The sequence below is a fragment of the Agromyces chromiiresistens genome (genome assembly GCF_029167465.1).
Taxonomy (GTDB): Bacteria; Actinomycetota; Actinomycetes; order Actinomycetales; family Microbacteriaceae; genus Agromyces; species Agromyces chromiiresistens.
In genome coordinates this window covers 870499-885979 of the sequence record NZ_JARFNL010000004.1, presented here as the reverse complement: position 1 = coordinate 885979, position 15481 = coordinate 870499, and the positions used below count along the sequence as shown (strand labels likewise).

Sequence of the window (15481 nt, the reverse complement as noted above, 5' to 3'; positions counted from 1 at the left end):
CCCGACCGGCGTATCGTGGCCGCCGGAAGCAAGGGCCGAACAAGGGGGTTCCGACATGGCCGAGCTCGCACCCATCCAGCCGTGCCTGTGGTTCGACGACCAGGCACGCGAGGCGATGGAGTACTACGTCGGCGTCTTCCCGAACTCGCGCATCACGCGCATCGACGAGTATCCCGACGAGTCGCTCGACGAGCACTTCGCGGGCATGAGCGGCAAGGTGCTGAACGGGCAGTTCACCCTGAACGGGGTCGACTTCGTCTGCCTCGACGGCGGACCGCTGTTCACCTTCAACGAGTCGATCTCGTTCGTCGTCTCGTGCGCCGACCAGGCCGAGATCGACCGCTACTGGGCGGCGCTCTCGCACGTGCCCGAGTCGGAGCAGTGCGGCTGGTGCAAGGACCGGTTCGGCGTGAGCTGGCAGATCATCCCGGCGAACATGGGCGAGCTGACGAAGCGCCCCGAGCAGATCCAGGTGATGATGCGGCAGAAGAAGGTCGTGATCGCCGAGCTCGAGAACGCGTAGCGCGCACTGAGCAGGCGGCGGCCGGATGCCTCGGCGGTCGCTCGGCTCAGCGCCATGCCCGTCGCCGCGATCGTCCCCGCTCATCGCCGTGCTCGCTGCTGGGCCTGCTCGTCGCACTCGGCTGAGCCGACTCCCCCGATCGGTGACCGGCCGGCCGGATGCGCCCGCCGAGGCATCCGGCCAGGGTCGCGCGACGAGCCCGCACGCGATCATGGGCGACCGGCCGCGTTCCCCCTCGCGGTCGGTCGCCCGAGCCCTCCTGGCGGCGCTCCCCTAGCGCACGCTCTCCAGGAAGTCGCGCGTGCGCTGCCGCTGCGGCCGGTCGATCACGTCCTCGGGGCGGCCCGCCTCGACCACGACGCCGCCGTCCATGAACACGACCTGGTCGGCGACGCCCCGCGCGAACCCGATCTCGTGCGTGACGACGATCATCGTCATGCCGTCGTTCGCGAGCTCGCGCATGACGTCGAGCACGTCGCCGACGAGCTCGGGGTCGAGCGCCGAGGTCGGCTCGTCGAACAGCATGAGCTTCGGCCCCATCGCGAGCGCCCGGGCGATCGCGACCCGCTGCTGCTGCCCGCCCGACAGCTGCGCCGGGTAGTGCCCCGCGAAGTCGGCGAGGCCGACCCGGTCGAGCAGCTCGGTCGCCTTCGCGCGGGCCTTCGCCCGAGGCATGCCGGCGATGCCGACCGGTGCCTCGACGATGTTCTCGAGCGCCGTCATGTGCGGGAAGAGGTTGAACCGCTGGAACACCATGCCGATCTCGCGTCGCTGGCGGGCGATCTGCTTCGGCGTCATCTCGTGGATGTCGTGCCCGGCCTGGCGGTAGCCGATGAGCTCGCCGTCGACGATGATACGGCCGCCGTCGATCGACTCGAGGTGGTTGATGCAGCGCAGCAGCGTCGACTTGCCCGAGCCCGACGGGCCGAGCAGCACGGTCACGGTGCCCTCGGGCACGGCGAGCGACACGTCGCGCAGCACTTGGTGGGCGCCGAAGCTCTTGCGCACGCGGCGGATCTCGACGAGGGGGCGGGCGTCCACTGCGGCGTCCTGCGCGGTCCGGGTGGTGGTGATGGTGCTCATACGGCGCTGACCGCCTTCGTCTCCGGCGCGGGCGCGGGGCCGGGCCGGCGCGATGCGAACGCCTGGCGCAGGCGCTGGAACGGCGTCGGCGGCAGGTTGCGGCTCGAGCCGCGTCCGAACCGCCGCTCGAGGTAGTACTGCGGAACCGAGAGGATGCTCGTCATGAGCAGGTACCAGATGCTCGCGACGATGAGCAGCTCCACCTGCTTGAGGTTCTGCGACGAGATCACCGTCGCCTGCGTGTAGATCTCGAGCACGGCGATGACCGAGAGCAGCGAGGTGTTCTTGAGCATCGAGATCGTCTCGTTGCCCATGGGCGGGATGATCACGCGCATCGCCTGCGGCAGCAGCACCCGGCGGAACGTGTAGAGCGGCGACATGCCGAGCGAGTACGCCGCCTCGCGCTGCCCCTCGTCGACCGAGATCATGCCGGCTCGCACGATCTCCGAGGAGTAGGCCGCCTGGTTGAGCGTGAGTGCGAGGATGCCGGCGACCATCGCGGTGATCAGCAGGTTGGTGTCGGCCTGCCAGAACACGATGTCGGTGAACGGGATGCCGATCGAGAGCTTCTCGTAGAGGAGGCCGAGGTAGCCCCACAGCACGATCTGCACGAGCAGCGGGGTGCCGCGGAACGCCCACACGTAGAACCACGCGACGCTCGACAGCACGGGGTTCGACGAGAGCCGCATCGCCGCGATGACGACGGCGAGCACCGTCGAGACGACCATCGCGACGAGCGTGATGAGGAGCGTCAGCCAGACGCCGTCGATGATGCGGGGGTCGACGAGGAACTGGCCGATGGCCGCGAAGTCGATGTTCGGGTTCGTGAGCACCGAGTACGCGAACCCGGCGGCGAGCAGCAGCACGACGGCGGCGCTGATCCATCGCCACGGACGACGGAGCGGGATGGCCCGGACGTCGTCGTCGGTGGCCTCTGGTGCGAGCGCGACGCCCCGCGCCTCCACGGCCGTCATCCCTCGCCGCCCTGGTTCACCTCGGCGGCCTCCACGCCGTAGTCGGCGAGGCTGTTGCGCTCGAGCACCTGCTGGTAGGTGCCCTCGTCGATGAGCGCCTGCAGCGCCTGGCGCACGGCCTCGACGAGTTCGGCCTCGTCCTTCAGGATGCCGATGCCGCTGTACACCGGGCTGAAGCCGGCGGGGTTCTCGGGGTCCTGCACGATGTCGAAGGCGTCACCGCCCTCGACGGTGTCGGCGACGTAGCCGGCGACGAGGGCGTCGGCGACGTACGCGTCGCTCTTTCCCGCGCGCAATGCCGTCTGGGCGTCGAGGTCGCTCGGCAGCTCGGTGACGTTGACCGGGTCGCCGTCGCAGTCCATCGACCGCAGGATCTCGCCCTGCGCCGTCGCCTTCTGGATCGACACCGTCATGCCGCACAGGTCCTGCTGGGTGCCGATGCCGTTCGGGTTGCCCTCGGGCACGACGATCGCGAAGCCGCCGTACGTGTAGTCGACGAAGCTCAGCGTCTCCTCGCGCTCGGGGGTGTCGTTCATGCCGCTCATGATGAGGTCGTTCTTGTCGGCCTGCAGCGACGGGATGACCGAGTCGAAGGCCTGCTTGTTGAGCGACACGTCGATGCCGAGCTTCTGGCCGAGGAGGCGCGCCAGTTCGGGGTCGAAGCCGATCTCGCGGTTGTCGTCGCCGTACATCGCCATCGGCGGGTAGGGAATGTCGACGGCGACGTCGATGCGGCCCTTCTCGACGATGTCGTCGGGCAATAGATCGGTCAGCGACTCGTCGACGGTCGTCGAGACCTCGTCGCCGGCCGGCAGGTCGGGGCCGGCTGCGGCCTCAGCCCCGGAGCCGGAGGCTCCCGAGCAGCCGGTGAGGGCGAGGGCGACGGCGACGGCCGTCGCGCCGAGCAGGAGGGTGGTGCGTGCGATCATCGGTGACTTCCTTGTCGTGGTGGGGTGATCGGTCGGGGATGCCTCAGACGAATGCGTCGGCCATGGCCGGCGCGTGCGTGGCGAGCAGGTCGTCGTAGGTCTCGCGGCGGGTGACGAGGCGGGCGTCGCCCGCGCTCGCGAACACGATCGCGGGCTTGAGGGCGCCGTTGTAGTTGTTCGACATCGTGTAGGCGTAGGCGCCGGTCGCCGCCATGACGACGAGGTCGCCCACCTGCGCGGCCGGCAGGGCGGCGCCGTCGACGAGGAGGTCGCCCGATTCGCACTGGCGTCCGACCAGCTGCGCGGACTCCGTCCAGGGCTCGAGCAGCCGGTCGGCGACGACGGCCTCGTAGCGCTGCTGGGTGAGCGCGATGTCCATCTGGTCGGCGAGCCCGCCGTCGACCGCGACGAACGTGCGGCCCGTGCGCTTGACGGTCGTCACCCGGTAGAGCGTGACGCCGGCGCGCGCCACGACCGAGCGGCCCGGCTCGATCATGAGCTTCGCGTCGGCGGGCAGGTGGGCCCGCGCTGCGGCGACGATCGCGTCGAGGTAGTCGGCGACCTCCGGCGCCTCCTCGTCGTACGTGTAGGCGATGCCGAGGCCGCCCCCGACGTCGTAGGTGCCGAACGTGCCGACGCTCGAGATCTTCTCGACCGCCTCGCCGAACTGCGCGACGTCCAGGATCTGCGAGCCGATGTGCAGGTGCACGCCCTCGAACTCCATCAGCGGGTGCGCCTGCATGCGCGCGATCGCCCGGGCGGCCTGGTCGATGGGCAGCCCGAACTTGGAGTTCAGTCCGCCCGTCGCCTGCGAGGCGTGCGTCTTCGCCTCGACGCCCGGGATGACGCGGAGCAGGAGCCGCTGTGGACGGTCGAGCAGTCGCTCGAGCCGATCGAGCTCGTCGTCGTTGTCGACGATGATCGCGCCGATGCCGGCGTCGAGGGCGAGCCGGAGCTCGGCGTCGGTCTTCGCGTTGCCGTGGAAGTAGAGGCGCTCGGGGTCGACGCCCGCGGCGAGCGCGAGCCGCAGCTCGCCGCCGCCTGCGATGTCGATCGAGAGGCCCTCCTCGTGCGCGAGCCGGTACATGCCGACGGCAGGCAGCGACTTCGAGGCGAACAGCACCTCGGAGTTCGGCCAGCGGTCTCGGAGCCCTTCGACGAACCTGCGGATCTGGCGGCGCAACCCCTGCTCGTCGTAGACGTGCAGCGGCGTGCCGAACCGTTCCGCGAGCTCGGTGACGGCGACCCCGCCGATCTCGAGCACGCCGTCGGCGCTCGCCGTCGACTCCTCCGGCAGGATGCGCCAGAGCTCCCCGAGGCGGGTGCCCGCAGGGGCTGGACGGTTCGCGGTCATCGTTCCTCCTTCGCGCGGCGCCGTCGCCGTCGCGGTGGCCAGCCTAGGAAGATCTCGTTCACCATTGGTTGTCGATCTCGGATAGCTTTGCGGTGTGGATGCAGGTATTTCTCCAATCGAGCGCCCACCGCACCCGCAGGTGACGCTCGCCGAGCTCGTCGACCAGCTCGGACCGCGCACCGTGACGCCCATCGGGCCGCCCGCACCCGGCATCGCCGTGACGGGCACCGAGTTCGTCGACACCGCCGAGGAGTTCGGCGATGTCTCGTCGACCCTGCTGCTCGCGCCGTCGACCGCGTCGCTCAGCACCTCGCGCATCGCCGCGCTCGCCACCGGCGCCGCCGAGCACGGCGCCGCCGGCCTCGCCCTCAAGTGCAGCGCCGAGCGGGTGCCCGCCCTCGCGGCGATCGTCGAGGCGACGGGCCTCCCCCTCGTGCGCATCGCCGACCGCATCAGCTGGCGGCTGCTCGATGCGCAGCTCACTCGCCTGCTCGGCGAGGCCGAGACGCCGCTCGCCGCTCCGCAGCGCGGCGCCGAACCGCTCTTCGCGATCGCCAACGAGCTCGCCGAGTCCTTCGGCGGCTCGGTCGCGATCGAGGACCTCAGCCGGAACATCCTCGCCTACTCGTCGGTGCCCGGCCAGCTCATCGACACGCTCCGCACCCACGGCATCCTGGCCCGGCAGGTGCCGGCCTCCCCCTACAACGACGACCAGTACCGCACCGTGCTGCGCTCCGATCGCCCGATCAAGTACCCGCGGCTCGGCGACGAGGAGCCGCGGGTCGCGTTCGCCATTCGTGCGGGTGCACTGCCCCTCGGCAGCATCTGGGCGATCGACGCCTCGGGCGAGGGGCCGGTGAGCCCCGAGCAGGACGAGCGGATGCGGCGTGCGAGCGCCCTCGCCGGCGCTCACCTGCTCGACGACCTCCGCGCGCACGCGACCGACCAGCGACCGCGCGAGGACCGCTTGCGCACCCTGCTCACGGGCATCGACCTCACCGGCACCGAGTTCGCCGAGCTCGGCATCGACGAGGAGCGCGGCGCCGCGCTGCTCGCCTTCGAGGTGCCGAGCGCGGGCCCGACCGCGATCGCCCAGCTCCGTTCGACCGTCATCCGCCACCTCGTGCTGCACCGGCCCGACGCCGTGGCCGTCGCCCATCGCTCACGCGTCTACGCGCTGTTCGCCGCGCGCACCGTCGACGAGGCGACGGCCCTCGCCGAACCGCTGCTGCCGCTCGTCGACCGCCTCGTCGGCGAGGGCGCTCGCATCGCGGTCACGGGGCCGGCTCACCGATCCGGCGATGTCGCGGGGGTCCGCGAGCTCGCCGACCGGCTGCTCGACGTCGCGGGGCGCGACGCGGCATCCGGGCGCCGCATCGTCAGCGCGGCGAGCCTGCGGCCGCTGCTCGTCGTCGACCGCGTCGCCGAGCTGCTCGCCGACGGTGTCGAACTGCGCGATCCCGGGCTCGACGCCCTGCACGGGTCGGCGGCGACGCGGGCCGTCGCCGAGACCCTGCTCGTGTGGCTCGAGTGCTTCGGCAACGTCGCGCAGGCGGCAGAACGCCTGGGCGTGCACGAGAACACCGTGCGACATCGCCTGCGCCGGGTCGTCGAGACGCACGGCGTGCGACTCGAGAACGCCGACGAGCGGCTGGCCGCGTGGCTGCAGCTGCGCGCGCTCGCGCGCTGACCCGCGGACGCCTCGACGACGAGCGGCGCGCGCCGAGGCATCCGACCGCGGCTACCCCACCGACCGCATGAACGCGCCGAGCTCGTCGGCGACGAGCTCGGGCTCTTCGAACGCGAGGAAGTGCCCGCCGCGGCCCGGCTCGGAGTACTGCCGGAGGTCGGTCGCGGCGCGTTCGGCGATCGACCGCGGGAAACCCCGCATGCCCGGCTCGCTGCTGAGGGTGACTGCGACGGGCACCGTGATGTTCGGGCGGGTCGCGTTGTGCGGGTAGTCGAGGTACTGCCGGAACGAGGTGCCGATCGACCCGGTCGCCCAGTAGAGCGTGAGGATCGTGCAGAGCGCGTCGCGGTCGAACCGGGACTCGACGTCGCCGCCGCAGTCGCTCCAGTCGCGGTACTTGTCGACGATCCACGCGGCGAGCCCTGCCGGCGAGTCGGCGAGCGCGGCGGCGATCGTGTCGGGGCGGGTGGCCATGATCGAGCTGTAGCCCTCGTCGCCCTCGTCGTACGCCGCCTCGGCGTCGAAGAACGCCTGCTCGGCGGGCGTGATCGGCGAGGCGTCGAAGGCGGCCGGGAACGGCCCGTGGATCATGTGCAGGCCGGCGACCTCGTGCGGGTACATGGTCGCGAGCCAGCTCGAGGCCGCGCCGCCGATGTCGCCGCCGAACGCGAAGTACCGCTCGTAGCCGAGCGTCTCGGTCATGAGCGCGTGGAAGGTCTCGGCGATCGCCGCCCTCGTGAGCGGGCCGTCGACGAGCTCGGAGTAGAGGAATCCCGGCAGCGACGGGATCACGACGTCGACGTCGAGCAGCTCGGCGAGCGGCAGCATCTCGATGAAGCTGCTCGGCCAGCCGTGGGCGAGGAGCACCGGCGGCCTGGTTGCGTCGCGACGGAGGTGCACGAAGTGCTGCCCGCGGTCGATGAACTGCGGGGAGCGGTTGAGGCGCGCCTCGGCGGCGCGCCAGTCGAAGTCGTTCGCCCAGTAGGCGACGAGCGACGCGAGGTAGGCGGGGTCGACCCCGGCGCCCCACGCCGACGCGCTCGGGGTCGTGAAGCGCGTGCGGGCGAGCCGTGCGCGCAGGTCGTCGAGCACGTCGTCGGGCACGGAGATCGTGAAGGGTTGCATGAGCCCGACCGTATCGGGTCGGTCCGACGGGCGGCGGACCGGCCATGCGCTTCGCGCTACTCGGCCGGCCGGCGGTCGTCGATGACGACGTAGAGCTTGCGCACGGTCTCATGCACGTCCCACACCCCACGCCAGCCGCTCGGGGTGATGAGCGTGTCGCCGGCGCCGAACGTCACCGGCTCCTCGCCGTCGACCTCGATCGTCACGCGGCCGGAGAGGAACTGGCACACCTCGGTGTAGCCCTCGCGGGTGGCGGAGAATCGGCCGGGGGTGCACTCCCAGTACCCGACGTCGACGCCCGGCACCTCCCACAGCGAGCCGGATGCCTCGAGCACGCCCTCCGTCAGGGCGGTGGGCTTCGGCGCGGCGGGGCCGAGGTCGCGGGCGAGCGGGGCGAGCCCCGCGACGGTCGACGTGGCGGCGGGCAGATCGCTCATGGTGTCCTCCTGTGGTGGTTCGTCGCGCCTCAGCGGCCGGCGACGAGGTCGGCCATCTTCGCGATCGGCGAGGTCGTGGCGCGTCCGCGCTGCTCGCCGCGGTCGGCGGCGTGGTAGGCCGCGTAGATCGCCTGCACGGCGAGCCAGCGCAGCGGCTCGACCTCCCACTTGCGCGCGCGGTGGCCGACCCACGGCAGGCGGGTGAGCTCGGTGTCGTCGCCGAGCACGAGGTCGCGCAGCGTGCGGCCGGCGAGGTTCGTCGCGGTGACGCCCGTGCCGACGTAGCCGCCGGCCCAGCCGAGCCCGGTCGCCCGGTCGTGCCCGACGGTCGCCGCCCAGTCGCGCGGCACGCCGAGCACGCCCGACCACGCGTGGTCGATGGCGGCGCCCGCCGTCTGGGGGAAGAAGCGGTTGAGCAGCGCGGTGAGGCTCTCGATCGTGCGCAGCTGGGTCTCGCCGTCCTGGTCGACGTGCGAGCCGTAGCGGTACGGCACCCCGCGCCCGCCGAAGGCGATGCGGTCGTCGGCGGTGCGCTGCGCGTACATGTAGACGTGGGCGAAGTCGCCGAGGGTCTCGCGGCCGTTCCAGCCGATCTCGTCCCAGACCGCCGGAGCGAGCGGCTCGGTCACGATGAGCGACGAGTTCATCGGCAGCCACGTGCGGTGCTCGCCGCGCAGGTCGGGCGTGAAGCCCTCGGTCGCGCGCAGCACGTGCGGCGCCCGCACGGTGCCGTGGTCGGTTCGCGCCTCGCCCGGCACGATCTCGGTGACGGTCGTACCCTCGTAGATCGCGACGCCGAGTCGCTCGACGGCGCCGGCGAGCCCGAGCGCGAGCTTCGCGGGGTGGATGCGCGCGCAGTGCGGGTGCCAGATGCCGCCCTGCACGCCGGCGACGTTGATGCGGGCGGCGGCGGCCTTCGCGTCGAGCACCTCGACGTCGGTCGCGGGCCACGACTGCTCTTCGGCGGCGGCCGCCTTCAGTCGTGCGAGCTGCGCCGGGTTGAGCGCGACCTCGAACTCACCGCCCTTGTGGATGTCGGCGTCGATGCCCTCGGCGGCCGCGACGGCGATCACCTCGTCGACGGTCGCGTTGAGCGCGCGCTGCTGGGCGATCGCGGCGTCGCGGCCGTGCGACGAGACGTACTGGCCGCGGCCGCCCGTCACCGAGTTCGTGAGCCAGCCGCCGTTGCGCCCCGAGGCCCCGTACCCGGCGAACCGGCGTTCGAGCACCGCGACGCGGAGGTCGGGCTGGTCGCGCTTCAGGTAATACGCCGTCCAGAGCCCGGTGTAGCCGCCGCCGACGATCGCGACGTCGACGTCGAGGTCGCCGGGAAGGGCCGGCCTGGGGGTCGGCACGCCGACCTGCTGCAGCCAGAACGAGACGCCGCCGTTGACCGTCATGCGAGGTGTGCTCCATCTCTCCGTCGAGGGTGCGGCCGCGAGCGGCGGCCGGCCGAGACATCCCGTTCGAGGAGCGAGATATCGGCGTGTTGTACAACAGTGTTTTGAAACGTACCCTCGCCATGGCAGGCTGTCAAACGAGCATCGAGCCAGCGGAGGGAGGGCCCGTGCCGATCGAGGTCGACCACGACGAACGGCTCGCCGACATCGCCCGCGCGACCGTCGAGATCGCGCGGGAGCGCGGAACCCGCGCCGTGACCCTGCGCGCCGTCGCCGAACGTCTCGGCCGTTCGACCGCGTTCATCACGAACTACGTGCCGTCGCGGGCCCACCTCATGGCGAACGCCCTCGAGCAGGCGCGCGGGCAGTGGGACGAGGAGCGCGCGGCCCACCTCGGCGACCTCGTCGGCGTCGAGCGGCTCGCGGCGCTCGCCCGGTGGATGTGCACCTCCTCCCCCGAGGAGAACGTGCTGCGGAGCCTGTGGATCGAGGTCATCGCCGATGTGCGCGGTGCGAACCGCCGCGCCTACGAGGTCGTGCGGGGCGTCACGGATGCCACGTACGGCAAGTTCCTCGCGGGCGCCGAGCACATCGCGCAGGGCGGCGAGCCGGTCGATCACGACGAGGCCGCGCACATCGCCGACATCCTCTACCTGTACTGCCGCGGCTACGAGGTCAAGGCGATCGAGGACCCCGGCGCGTGGACCGATGAACGCGTGCAGGCGTCGCTCGAGGTGCTGCTCGCGACGCTCGTGCTCGACCGGCGGCCCTCCTGAGCCGCCCGCCGGACCGGCTCACCCGACGCATCGGAGGAGCCGGCCTCGGAGAGAGGTCGCTCAGCCCTCGCCCGCGCCGACGGCGCGGATGAAGCCGAGCACGTTCTGGCGCAGCGTCTCGACGCGGCGTTCGCGGGCCGCCTCGACGTCGAAGCCGACGTAGGCGGTCGGCGGGCGCTTGCGGGCGTTCGCCGAGCACTGGAAGTCGGCGCAGACGAGCGTGCCGACCGTGTCGCCCTTGCGGCCGGCCTGGCCGGCTCGACGCGCGACGAAGAAGAGCACGTCGTTCGGCAGGTGCACGTCTTCGCACCAGGCGCACTGGGGCCGGGAGCGCATGCGACCCTCGGCGCGCCTCAGCATGACGCCGACGAGTTCGCCGTCGACCTCGGCGACGACGTAGGCGACGTTCGGCAGCTTGCGGTCGCGCCAGCCGAGGAAGTCGCGGCGCTCCCAGTCGAGCTCGGCGAAATCGGCGGGCAGGGTGAGCGTGTTGCGCTCGCGGACGGTGGCGTTGACGAAGGACGCGCGGATCTGCGCGTCGGTGATGGGACGCATGGAATCGGAACCTGTTCTGTTCGCCGCCCGCTCGGGCGGCCTGCTGACTCGAGACGACGACGGCCGCGGCGCTTCCGGGCGCGACCGTCGGCGGCCCAGGCGCCTGGCGCCGTGGACCGCGGGCGGGGTCATCTCATCGCGGCGCGCACGGCGCCCGATACCCCCTCACGCCCGCGAGCGATCGCGGGCAGGTCAGCACGATTCACGGTCGCCGAGTCTACCCCCGGCCGATGGGACCGTCATCGCCGAACGTCGGCGGCCTCTGGCACAGTGGAACCATGGCGATCGAGGTGCGACCGGCGACGGTGTTCGACGACGTGGCCGCGGTCATCGGCCCGAAGAAGCCGACCTCCAACGTGTGCTTCTGCCTCAGCTACCGGCTGCTCTCGTCGAAAGAGAACGTCGCGCTGCGCGAGCCCGACCGCTCGGCCCGCGTGCGCGAGCTGTGCGCCGAAGATCCGGCACCGGGCGTGCTCGCCTACGACGGCGACGAGCCGGTCGGCTGGGCGGCGGTGCATCCGCGTGCCGACACGAGCTTCGCGAAGAACCGGCGCATCCCCCATGTCGACGACGTCGACGTCTGGTCGGTGTGGTGCTTCCGGGTGCGCCCGGGCCACCGCAAGCAGGGGCTCGTGCACCACCTGCTCGCCGGCGCGGTCGACTTCGCCCGCGCGAACGGCGCGCCCGCGATCGAGGGCTACCCGGTCGACAACCGCGGCGAGAAGGTCGACCTCACGATGGCCTACGTGGGCACTCGCGCGGTCTTCGAAGAGGCCGGGTTCACGAAGGTCTCCGACACGACCTCGGTGCTCTCGGGCCACCCCCGCGTGATCATGCGGCTCGATCTCGGATGACCGGAACGACGGGTGCCCCGCACCGACTCGACCCCACCACGGCGCGGCGCCTCGCGGTGCGGGCGCAACGGCTCGAGGCGACCCGGCCGACCGATCTCGTCGGCCTCGTGCGCGACCTCGACCTGCTGCAGATCGACCCGACCGCGGCGATCGCGCCGAACGCCGACCTCGTCGCATGGAGCCGGCTCGGCGGCTCCTACCGGCCGAGCGACCTCGTCGAGGCGCTCGAGCACGACCGCACGCTCTTCGAGCTCGACGCCCTCATCCGGCCGATCGACGCCCTCGAACTGCTGCGGCCCGAGATGGCGTCCTTTCCCGAGTGGCCGCGCTCCCGCACCTGGCTCGAGCAGAACGACGACTTCCGTCGTGACGTCCTGAAGCTCCTCGAGGGCGCCAGGGAGCCGTTGCCGTCGCGCGACATCCCCGACACGTCGGCGGTGCCGTGGGAGTCGACCGGGTGGACCCACGATCGCAACGTCGGGCGCATGCTCGAGTTCCTCGCCCTGCGGGGCGAGGTCGCGATCGCGGGCCGGCAGGGCCGCGAGCGGCTGTGGACGCTCGCGGAGCGGGTCTACCCGACCGCCGAAGCGGCGAACGGCCGCGCGCTCACCGTCGAGGCGGCGACGGCCGAGCGCAATGCCCGGCGACTGTCGTCGCTCGGCATCGCGCGGGCCAAGAGCACGAAGATGCCGCTCGAACCGATCGACGTCGGGATCACCGGCGAGCCCGCGGTCGTCGACGGCGTTCCGGGCGAGTGGCGGGTCGACCCGGTGCTGCTGGAGGGACTCCGCGACGAGGCATCCGGCCCGCCGTTCGAGGGGCGCACCGCGCTGCTGTCGCCGTTCGACCGGCTGATCTACGATCGCAAGCGCGCTCTGCAGCTCTTCGACTTCGAGTACACCCTCGAGATGTACAAGCCGGCTGCGAAGCGGAGATGGGGCTACTACGCGCTGCCGATCCTCGCGGGCGACCGTCTCGTCGGCAAGCTCGACGCCAAGGCCGATCGTGCGGCCGGGGTGCTCGTCGTGAAAGCCGTGCACGAGGACGTGCCGTTCGATCGCGCGACGCGGCGAGCGGTCGACGACGAGATCGCATCGCTCGCCGAGTGGCTCGGCCTCGAGGTCGCGCGACGCGACGTCAGCTGACGAGCGACAGGGCGCAGTCGGCGGGCGACGCCGCGACCGCATGGCCGGTGGCGTCGGCGCCCGTCGCCCCGCGCACGACCCGCAGGGTCGCGAGGGTCGGATCGACCGCGCCGCGCACGTACCCGCCCGGCGTCGCGGCGATGCGCTGCAGGAACTCGACGACCTCGGCCGTGATGACCTCGCCCGGCAGCACGTTGGGGATGCCCGGCGGATAGGCGGCGAGCGCGTCGGTCGACACCCGCCCGATCGCGGCGGCGACCGGTACCGGCTCGCCCTGCGCCAGGAACGCCTCGCGCGGCAGCATCGCGAGCGGTCCCGGTGACGGCAGCGCGACGATGGGCCTCGCATCCCGCACCTGCGCCGGTTCGGGGGCGCCGGTCGACGCGCCGACCGCGGCCGGCCCACCCGTGGCGACGAGCGGCTCGGATGCCTCGCCTGCGGCCCGCTCGGGCGCGATCGCATGCAGCGCCCCGGCGATGCGGTCGACGTCGGGCACCACGCCGGCCCCGAGCACGGCGACGACGCACGAGTCGGTCGAGATCTCGAACGAGACGCCCTCGCGCTCGAGGCGGTCGCGCACGGTGTGACCGTGCAGGCCGCCGCGGGCGACGTCGATCGACACGCGCAGCGGGTCGGCGTCGACGATGTCGTCGAAGTCGCCGAATCCGTCGCTCACGATGCCGAACCGCCCGCGGGTCCGGATCTCGTCGCGCAGGCGGTCGGCCGCGGCGATCGAGGCGGCGATGCGCCCATGGCCCGTCTCGAGGGTCTCGCGGGCGAGGTCGAGCGAGGCGAGCAGCAGCGCGCTCGCGCTCGTCGACTGGGTGAGCATGAAGGCGCGCTCGACGAGCGGCTCGAGGTCGTCGGCGAACGGCCCGCCGGCGAGGTGCAGCATGGCCGACTGGGTGAGGCTGCCGCCGAGCTTGTGCGTGCTCGAGATGACGAGGTCGGCACCGAGCCGCAGCGGGTTCTCGGGCAGGTCGGGGTGGAAGCCGAAGTGCGCGCCCCATGCCGCGTCGACGATGAGGGGCGCGCCGGCGGCATGGGCGATGTCGGCGAGGGCGGCGACGTCGGCGACCGCGCCGAAGTAGCTCGGCGAGATGAGGTAGACGCCCTTCGGCGACTCGACGCCGGCGAGCGCGGCGCGCAGGGCGGCGGGCGACACCCCGTGGTTGATGCCGAGCCGCGGGTCGATCGCGGGCGCGACGAAGCGGGGCGAGAGCCCGGCGAGGATGACGCCGTCGATGAACGACGAGTGGGCGCTCCGCTGGCCGACGACCGGGGCCGCAGCATCGCGGTAGGCGCCGAGGGCGAGTGCGGCGATGCGGTTGCCCTGCGAGGCGCCGTTCGTGAGGAACCACGTCCGACGGGCGCCCCACGCGCGTGCGGCGAGCGCCAGCGACTCGGCGAGCGGGTTGCCGGGTCCCTTGTCGATGCCGGCGAGCAGCGGCGGCACGTCGCGGCGCAGCAGCTCGGCCCCGAACCATCCGGTGAGAGCGGGAGCGGCGTCGGGGTCGGCCGCGTGGCCGGGCACGTAGACCCGGGCGCGGTCGTCTTCGGCATAGCGGGCGACGGCGTCGGCATAGGGCGTGGGCATGCTTCCATCGTTCCCGCTCGGAATTCAATACGGAATAGCGATTCTTCTGTAATCATCAATATGACGTATTGATCATCGAAGATCGGAGCGAGCGTGATCGACCTGCGCCAGCTGCGCGCACTCCGTGCCATCGCCGATCAGGGCTCGGTCGCCGCCGCCGCGCGCGAGCTCGGCTGGAGCCAGCCGACCGTCGCGCACCACCTCGGCGGGCTCGAACGGGCGACCGGCGCGCCGGTCGTCGCGAGTTCGGCGGCGGGCACCCGGCTGACCGTCGCCGGCAGGCTGTGGCTGCCGCACGCCGCGGCGATCCTCGAGCGCACCGACCGGGCGCTCGACGAGGTCCGAGGCGCCCTCGACGACGCCCGGCGGACCGTGCGATTCGGCGTGTTCCCCACCGCGGCCGCACGCCTGCTGCCCGCACTCGTCGCCGCGTTCGACGGCGCGGGCCTCGTCGCCCACGTGACCGAGGCCGAGCTCGACGTGGTCGAGGCGGCGCTCGACCGGCTCGACCTCGACGCAGCGGTCGTGTACACCGCCCCCGGGGAGGCGCCTCGTGCCGCCCCCGGCCATGCCAGCACCCCGCTGTTCACCGAACGCTTCTCACTCGTGATCCCGTCGCGACATCCCCTCGCCGCCGCCGACCGCGTGCAGCTGCGCGATCTCGCGGGCGAACGCTGGGTGATCGGCACCCACGACGACGATCCGATCGACGCGGGGTTCCGCGCCGCGGCGCTGCGGGCGGGCTTCGACCCGGCCATCGGGCCGCGCAGCGACGACTACCGCGTCGTCGTCGAGTACGTCGCGGCCGGCCTCGGCGTGGCCCTCGTGCCCGAACTCGCGCTGCCGCCCGAGCGCGACGACCTGGCCGTGCTCGAGGTCACGGGCCTCGAACTCTCGCGGGTCGTCTCGCTCGCGACCGCGCCGACGCTCGACCCGGCGCTCGTCGCGCTGATGGCGCGGGCCCTCACCTGACAGCACTCGCTCGAACTCGTCGAAGAATCAGCGGCTATACATCGGATCTTTAATCGGGCAGGATGGG

At 72.3% G+C, this 15481-nt stretch carries 15 protein-coding genes; 6 read left to right on the top strand and 9 right to left on the bottom strand.

Going from position 1 to position 15481, the window contains the following annotated elements; all coding sequences use genetic code 11:
* The first annotated feature begins 55 nt into the window (after positions 1-55).
* A complete protein-coding gene (locus tag PX701_RS11450; RefSeq protein WP_231431961.1) occupies positions 56-523 on the top strand; it encodes a VOC family protein in 468 nt (155 codons plus the stop codon).
* A gap of 273 nt (positions 524-796) precedes the next feature.
* Here the strand turns inward: PX701_RS11450 and PX701_RS11445 are convergent, their stop codons facing one another.
* From PX701_RS11445 to lysA, 4 genes are read right to left on the bottom strand one after another with little or no spacing between them, the layout of a single operon-like run.
* A complete protein-coding gene (locus PX701_RS11445; protein WP_231431962.1) occupies positions 797-1606 on the bottom strand; it encodes an amino acid ABC transporter ATP-binding protein in 810 nt (269 codons plus the stop codon).
* Entirely contained in the window at positions 1603-2580 is a 978-nt protein-coding gene (locus tag PX701_RS11440) for an amino acid ABC transporter permease (protein WP_231431963.1), read from the bottom strand. Before PX701_RS11440 ends, PX701_RS11445 begins: the two co-directional genes overlap by 4 nt.
* Positions 2577-3509: an ABC transporter substrate-binding protein gene (locus tag PX701_RS11435; RefSeq protein ID WP_231431964.1), complete on the bottom strand. Its 933-nt coding sequence runs from the start codon at positions 3507-3509 to the stop codon at positions 2577-2579. Before PX701_RS11435 ends, PX701_RS11440 begins: the two co-directional genes overlap by 4 nt.
* 43 nt (positions 3510-3552) lie before the next feature.
* Positions 3553-4863, bottom strand: a complete 1311-nt coding sequence (gene lysA / locus PX701_RS11430; protein ID WP_231431965.1) for a diaminopimelate decarboxylase — start codon at positions 4861-4863, stop codon at positions 3553-3555.
* A gap of 94 nt (positions 4864-4957) precedes the next feature.
* Here lysA and PX701_RS11425 point away from each other — a divergent pair, with 94 nt between their 5' ends.
* Positions 4958-6553 (top strand): PucR family transcriptional regulator, encoded by a 1596-nt coding sequence (locus PX701_RS11425; RefSeq protein ID WP_275506333.1) that lies wholly within the window; start codon positions 4958-4960, stop codon positions 6551-6553.
* 51 nt (positions 6554-6604) lie between these two features.
* Here the strand turns inward: PX701_RS11425 and PX701_RS11420 are convergent, their stop codons facing one another.
* From PX701_RS11420 to PX701_RS11410, 3 genes are read right to left on the bottom strand one after another with little or no spacing between them, the layout of a single operon-like run.
* Entirely contained in the window at positions 6605-7678 is a 1074-nt protein-coding gene (locus PX701_RS11420) for an epoxide hydrolase family protein (protein ID WP_231431967.1), read from the bottom strand.
* A gap of 56 nt (positions 7679-7734) precedes the next feature.
* Complete coding sequence (locus tag PX701_RS11415; protein WP_275506332.1) at positions 7735-8115, bottom strand: cupin domain-containing protein; 381 nt, start codon at positions 8113-8115, stop codon at positions 7735-7737.
* A gap of 29 nt (positions 8116-8144) precedes the next feature.
* On the bottom strand, positions 8145-9515 hold the full coding sequence (locus PX701_RS11410) for an NAD(P)/FAD-dependent oxidoreductase (protein WP_231431969.1): 1371 nt from the start codon (positions 9513-9515) through the stop codon (positions 8145-8147).
* A gap of 167 nt (positions 9516-9682) precedes the next feature.
* Between PX701_RS11410 and PX701_RS11405 the strand changes: the two genes are divergently transcribed.
* The gene (locus PX701_RS11405; RefSeq protein WP_231431970.1) at positions 9683-10291 is read left to right on the top strand and encodes a TetR/AcrR family transcriptional regulator; all 609 of its coding nucleotides are present in this window, start codon (positions 9683-9685) and stop codon (positions 10289-10291) included.
* Between the two features lie 60 nt (positions 10292-10351).
* Here the strand turns inward: PX701_RS11405 and PX701_RS11400 are convergent, their stop codons facing one another.
* A complete protein-coding gene (locus PX701_RS11400) occupies positions 10352-10846 on the bottom strand; it encodes an FBP domain-containing protein (protein WP_231431971.1) in 495 nt (164 codons plus the stop codon).
* A gap of 278 nt (positions 10847-11124) precedes the next feature.
* On the opposite strand from PX701_RS11400, the gene PX701_RS11395 reads away from it, so the two are divergent.
* Together PX701_RS11395 and PX701_RS11390 are read left to right on the top strand one after the other, a co-directional pair.
* Positions 11125-11700: a GNAT family N-acetyltransferase gene (locus PX701_RS11395; RefSeq protein ID WP_275506331.1), complete on the top strand. Its 576-nt coding sequence runs from the start codon at positions 11125-11127 to the stop codon at positions 11698-11700.
* A complete protein-coding gene (locus tag PX701_RS11390) occupies positions 11697-12845 on the top strand; it encodes a DNA glycosylase AlkZ-like family protein (protein WP_231431973.1) in 1149 nt (382 codons plus the stop codon). The genes PX701_RS11395 and PX701_RS11390 overlap by 4 nt, the downstream gene beginning before the upstream one ends.
* Here PX701_RS11390 and PX701_RS11385 read toward each other — a convergent pair.
* Positions 12838-14442 (bottom strand): aminotransferase class I/II-fold pyridoxal phosphate-dependent enzyme, encoded by a 1605-nt coding sequence (locus PX701_RS11385; RefSeq protein WP_275506330.1) that lies wholly within the window; start codon positions 14440-14442, stop codon positions 12838-12840. The genes PX701_RS11390 and PX701_RS11385 overlap by 8 nt on opposite strands.
* A 93-nt stretch (positions 14443-14535) precedes the next feature.
* Here PX701_RS11385 and PX701_RS11380 point away from each other — a divergent pair, with 93 nt between their 5' ends.
* A complete protein-coding gene (locus PX701_RS11380; protein WP_231431975.1) occupies positions 14536-15414 on the top strand; it encodes a LysR family transcriptional regulator in 879 nt (292 codons plus the stop codon).
* The last annotated feature ends 67 nt before the right edge of the window (positions 15415-15481 follow it).

Excerpts from the sequence above, each read along its gene's own strand:
- PX701_RS11440 (WP_231431963.1), bottom strand. The coding sequence starts at position 2,580 with ATGACGGCCGTGGAGGCGCGGGGCGTCGCGCTCGCACCAGAGGCCACC.
- PX701_RS11410 (WP_231431969.1), bottom strand. The coding sequence starts at position 9,515 with ATGACGGTCAACGGCGGCGTCTCGTTCTGGCTGCAGCAGGTCGGCGTG.
- PX701_RS11385 (WP_275506330.1), bottom strand. The coding sequence starts at position 14,442 with ATGCCCACGCCCTATGCCGACGCCGTCGCCCGCTATGCCGAAGACGAC.
- PX701_RS11420 (WP_231431967.1), bottom strand. The coding sequence starts at position 7,678 with ATGCAACCCTTCACGATCTCCGTGCCCGACGACGTGCTCGACGACCTG.
- PX701_RS11450 (WP_231431961.1), top strand. The coding sequence starts at position 56 with ATGGCCGAGCTCGCACCCATCCAGCCGTGCCTGTGGTTCGACGACCAG.
- PX701_RS11415 (WP_275506332.1), bottom strand. The coding sequence starts at position 8,115 with ATGAGCGATCTGCCCGCCGCCACGTCGACCGTCGCGGGGCTCGCCCCG.
- PX701_RS11395 (WP_275506331.1), top strand. The coding sequence starts at position 11,125 with ATGGCGATCGAGGTGCGACCGGCGACGGTGTTCGACGACGTGGCCGCG.
- PX701_RS11435 (WP_231431964.1), bottom strand. The coding sequence starts at position 3,509 with ATGATCGCACGCACCACCCTCCTGCTCGGCGCGACGGCCGTCGCCGTC.
- PX701_RS11390 (WP_231431973.1), top strand. The coding sequence starts at position 11,697 with ATGACCGGAACGACGGGTGCCCCGCACCGACTCGACCCCACCACGGCG.
- PX701_RS11400 (WP_231431971.1), bottom strand. The coding sequence starts at position 10,846 with ATGCGTCCCATCACCGACGCGCAGATCCGCGCGTCCTTCGTCAACGCC.
- PX701_RS11445 (WP_231431962.1), bottom strand. The coding sequence starts at position 1,606 with ATGAGCACCATCACCACCACCCGGACCGCGCAGGACGCCGCAGTGGAC.
- lysA (WP_231431965.1), bottom strand. The coding sequence starts at position 4,863 with ATGACCGCGAACCGTCCAGCCCCTGCGGGCACCCGCCTCGGGGAGCTC.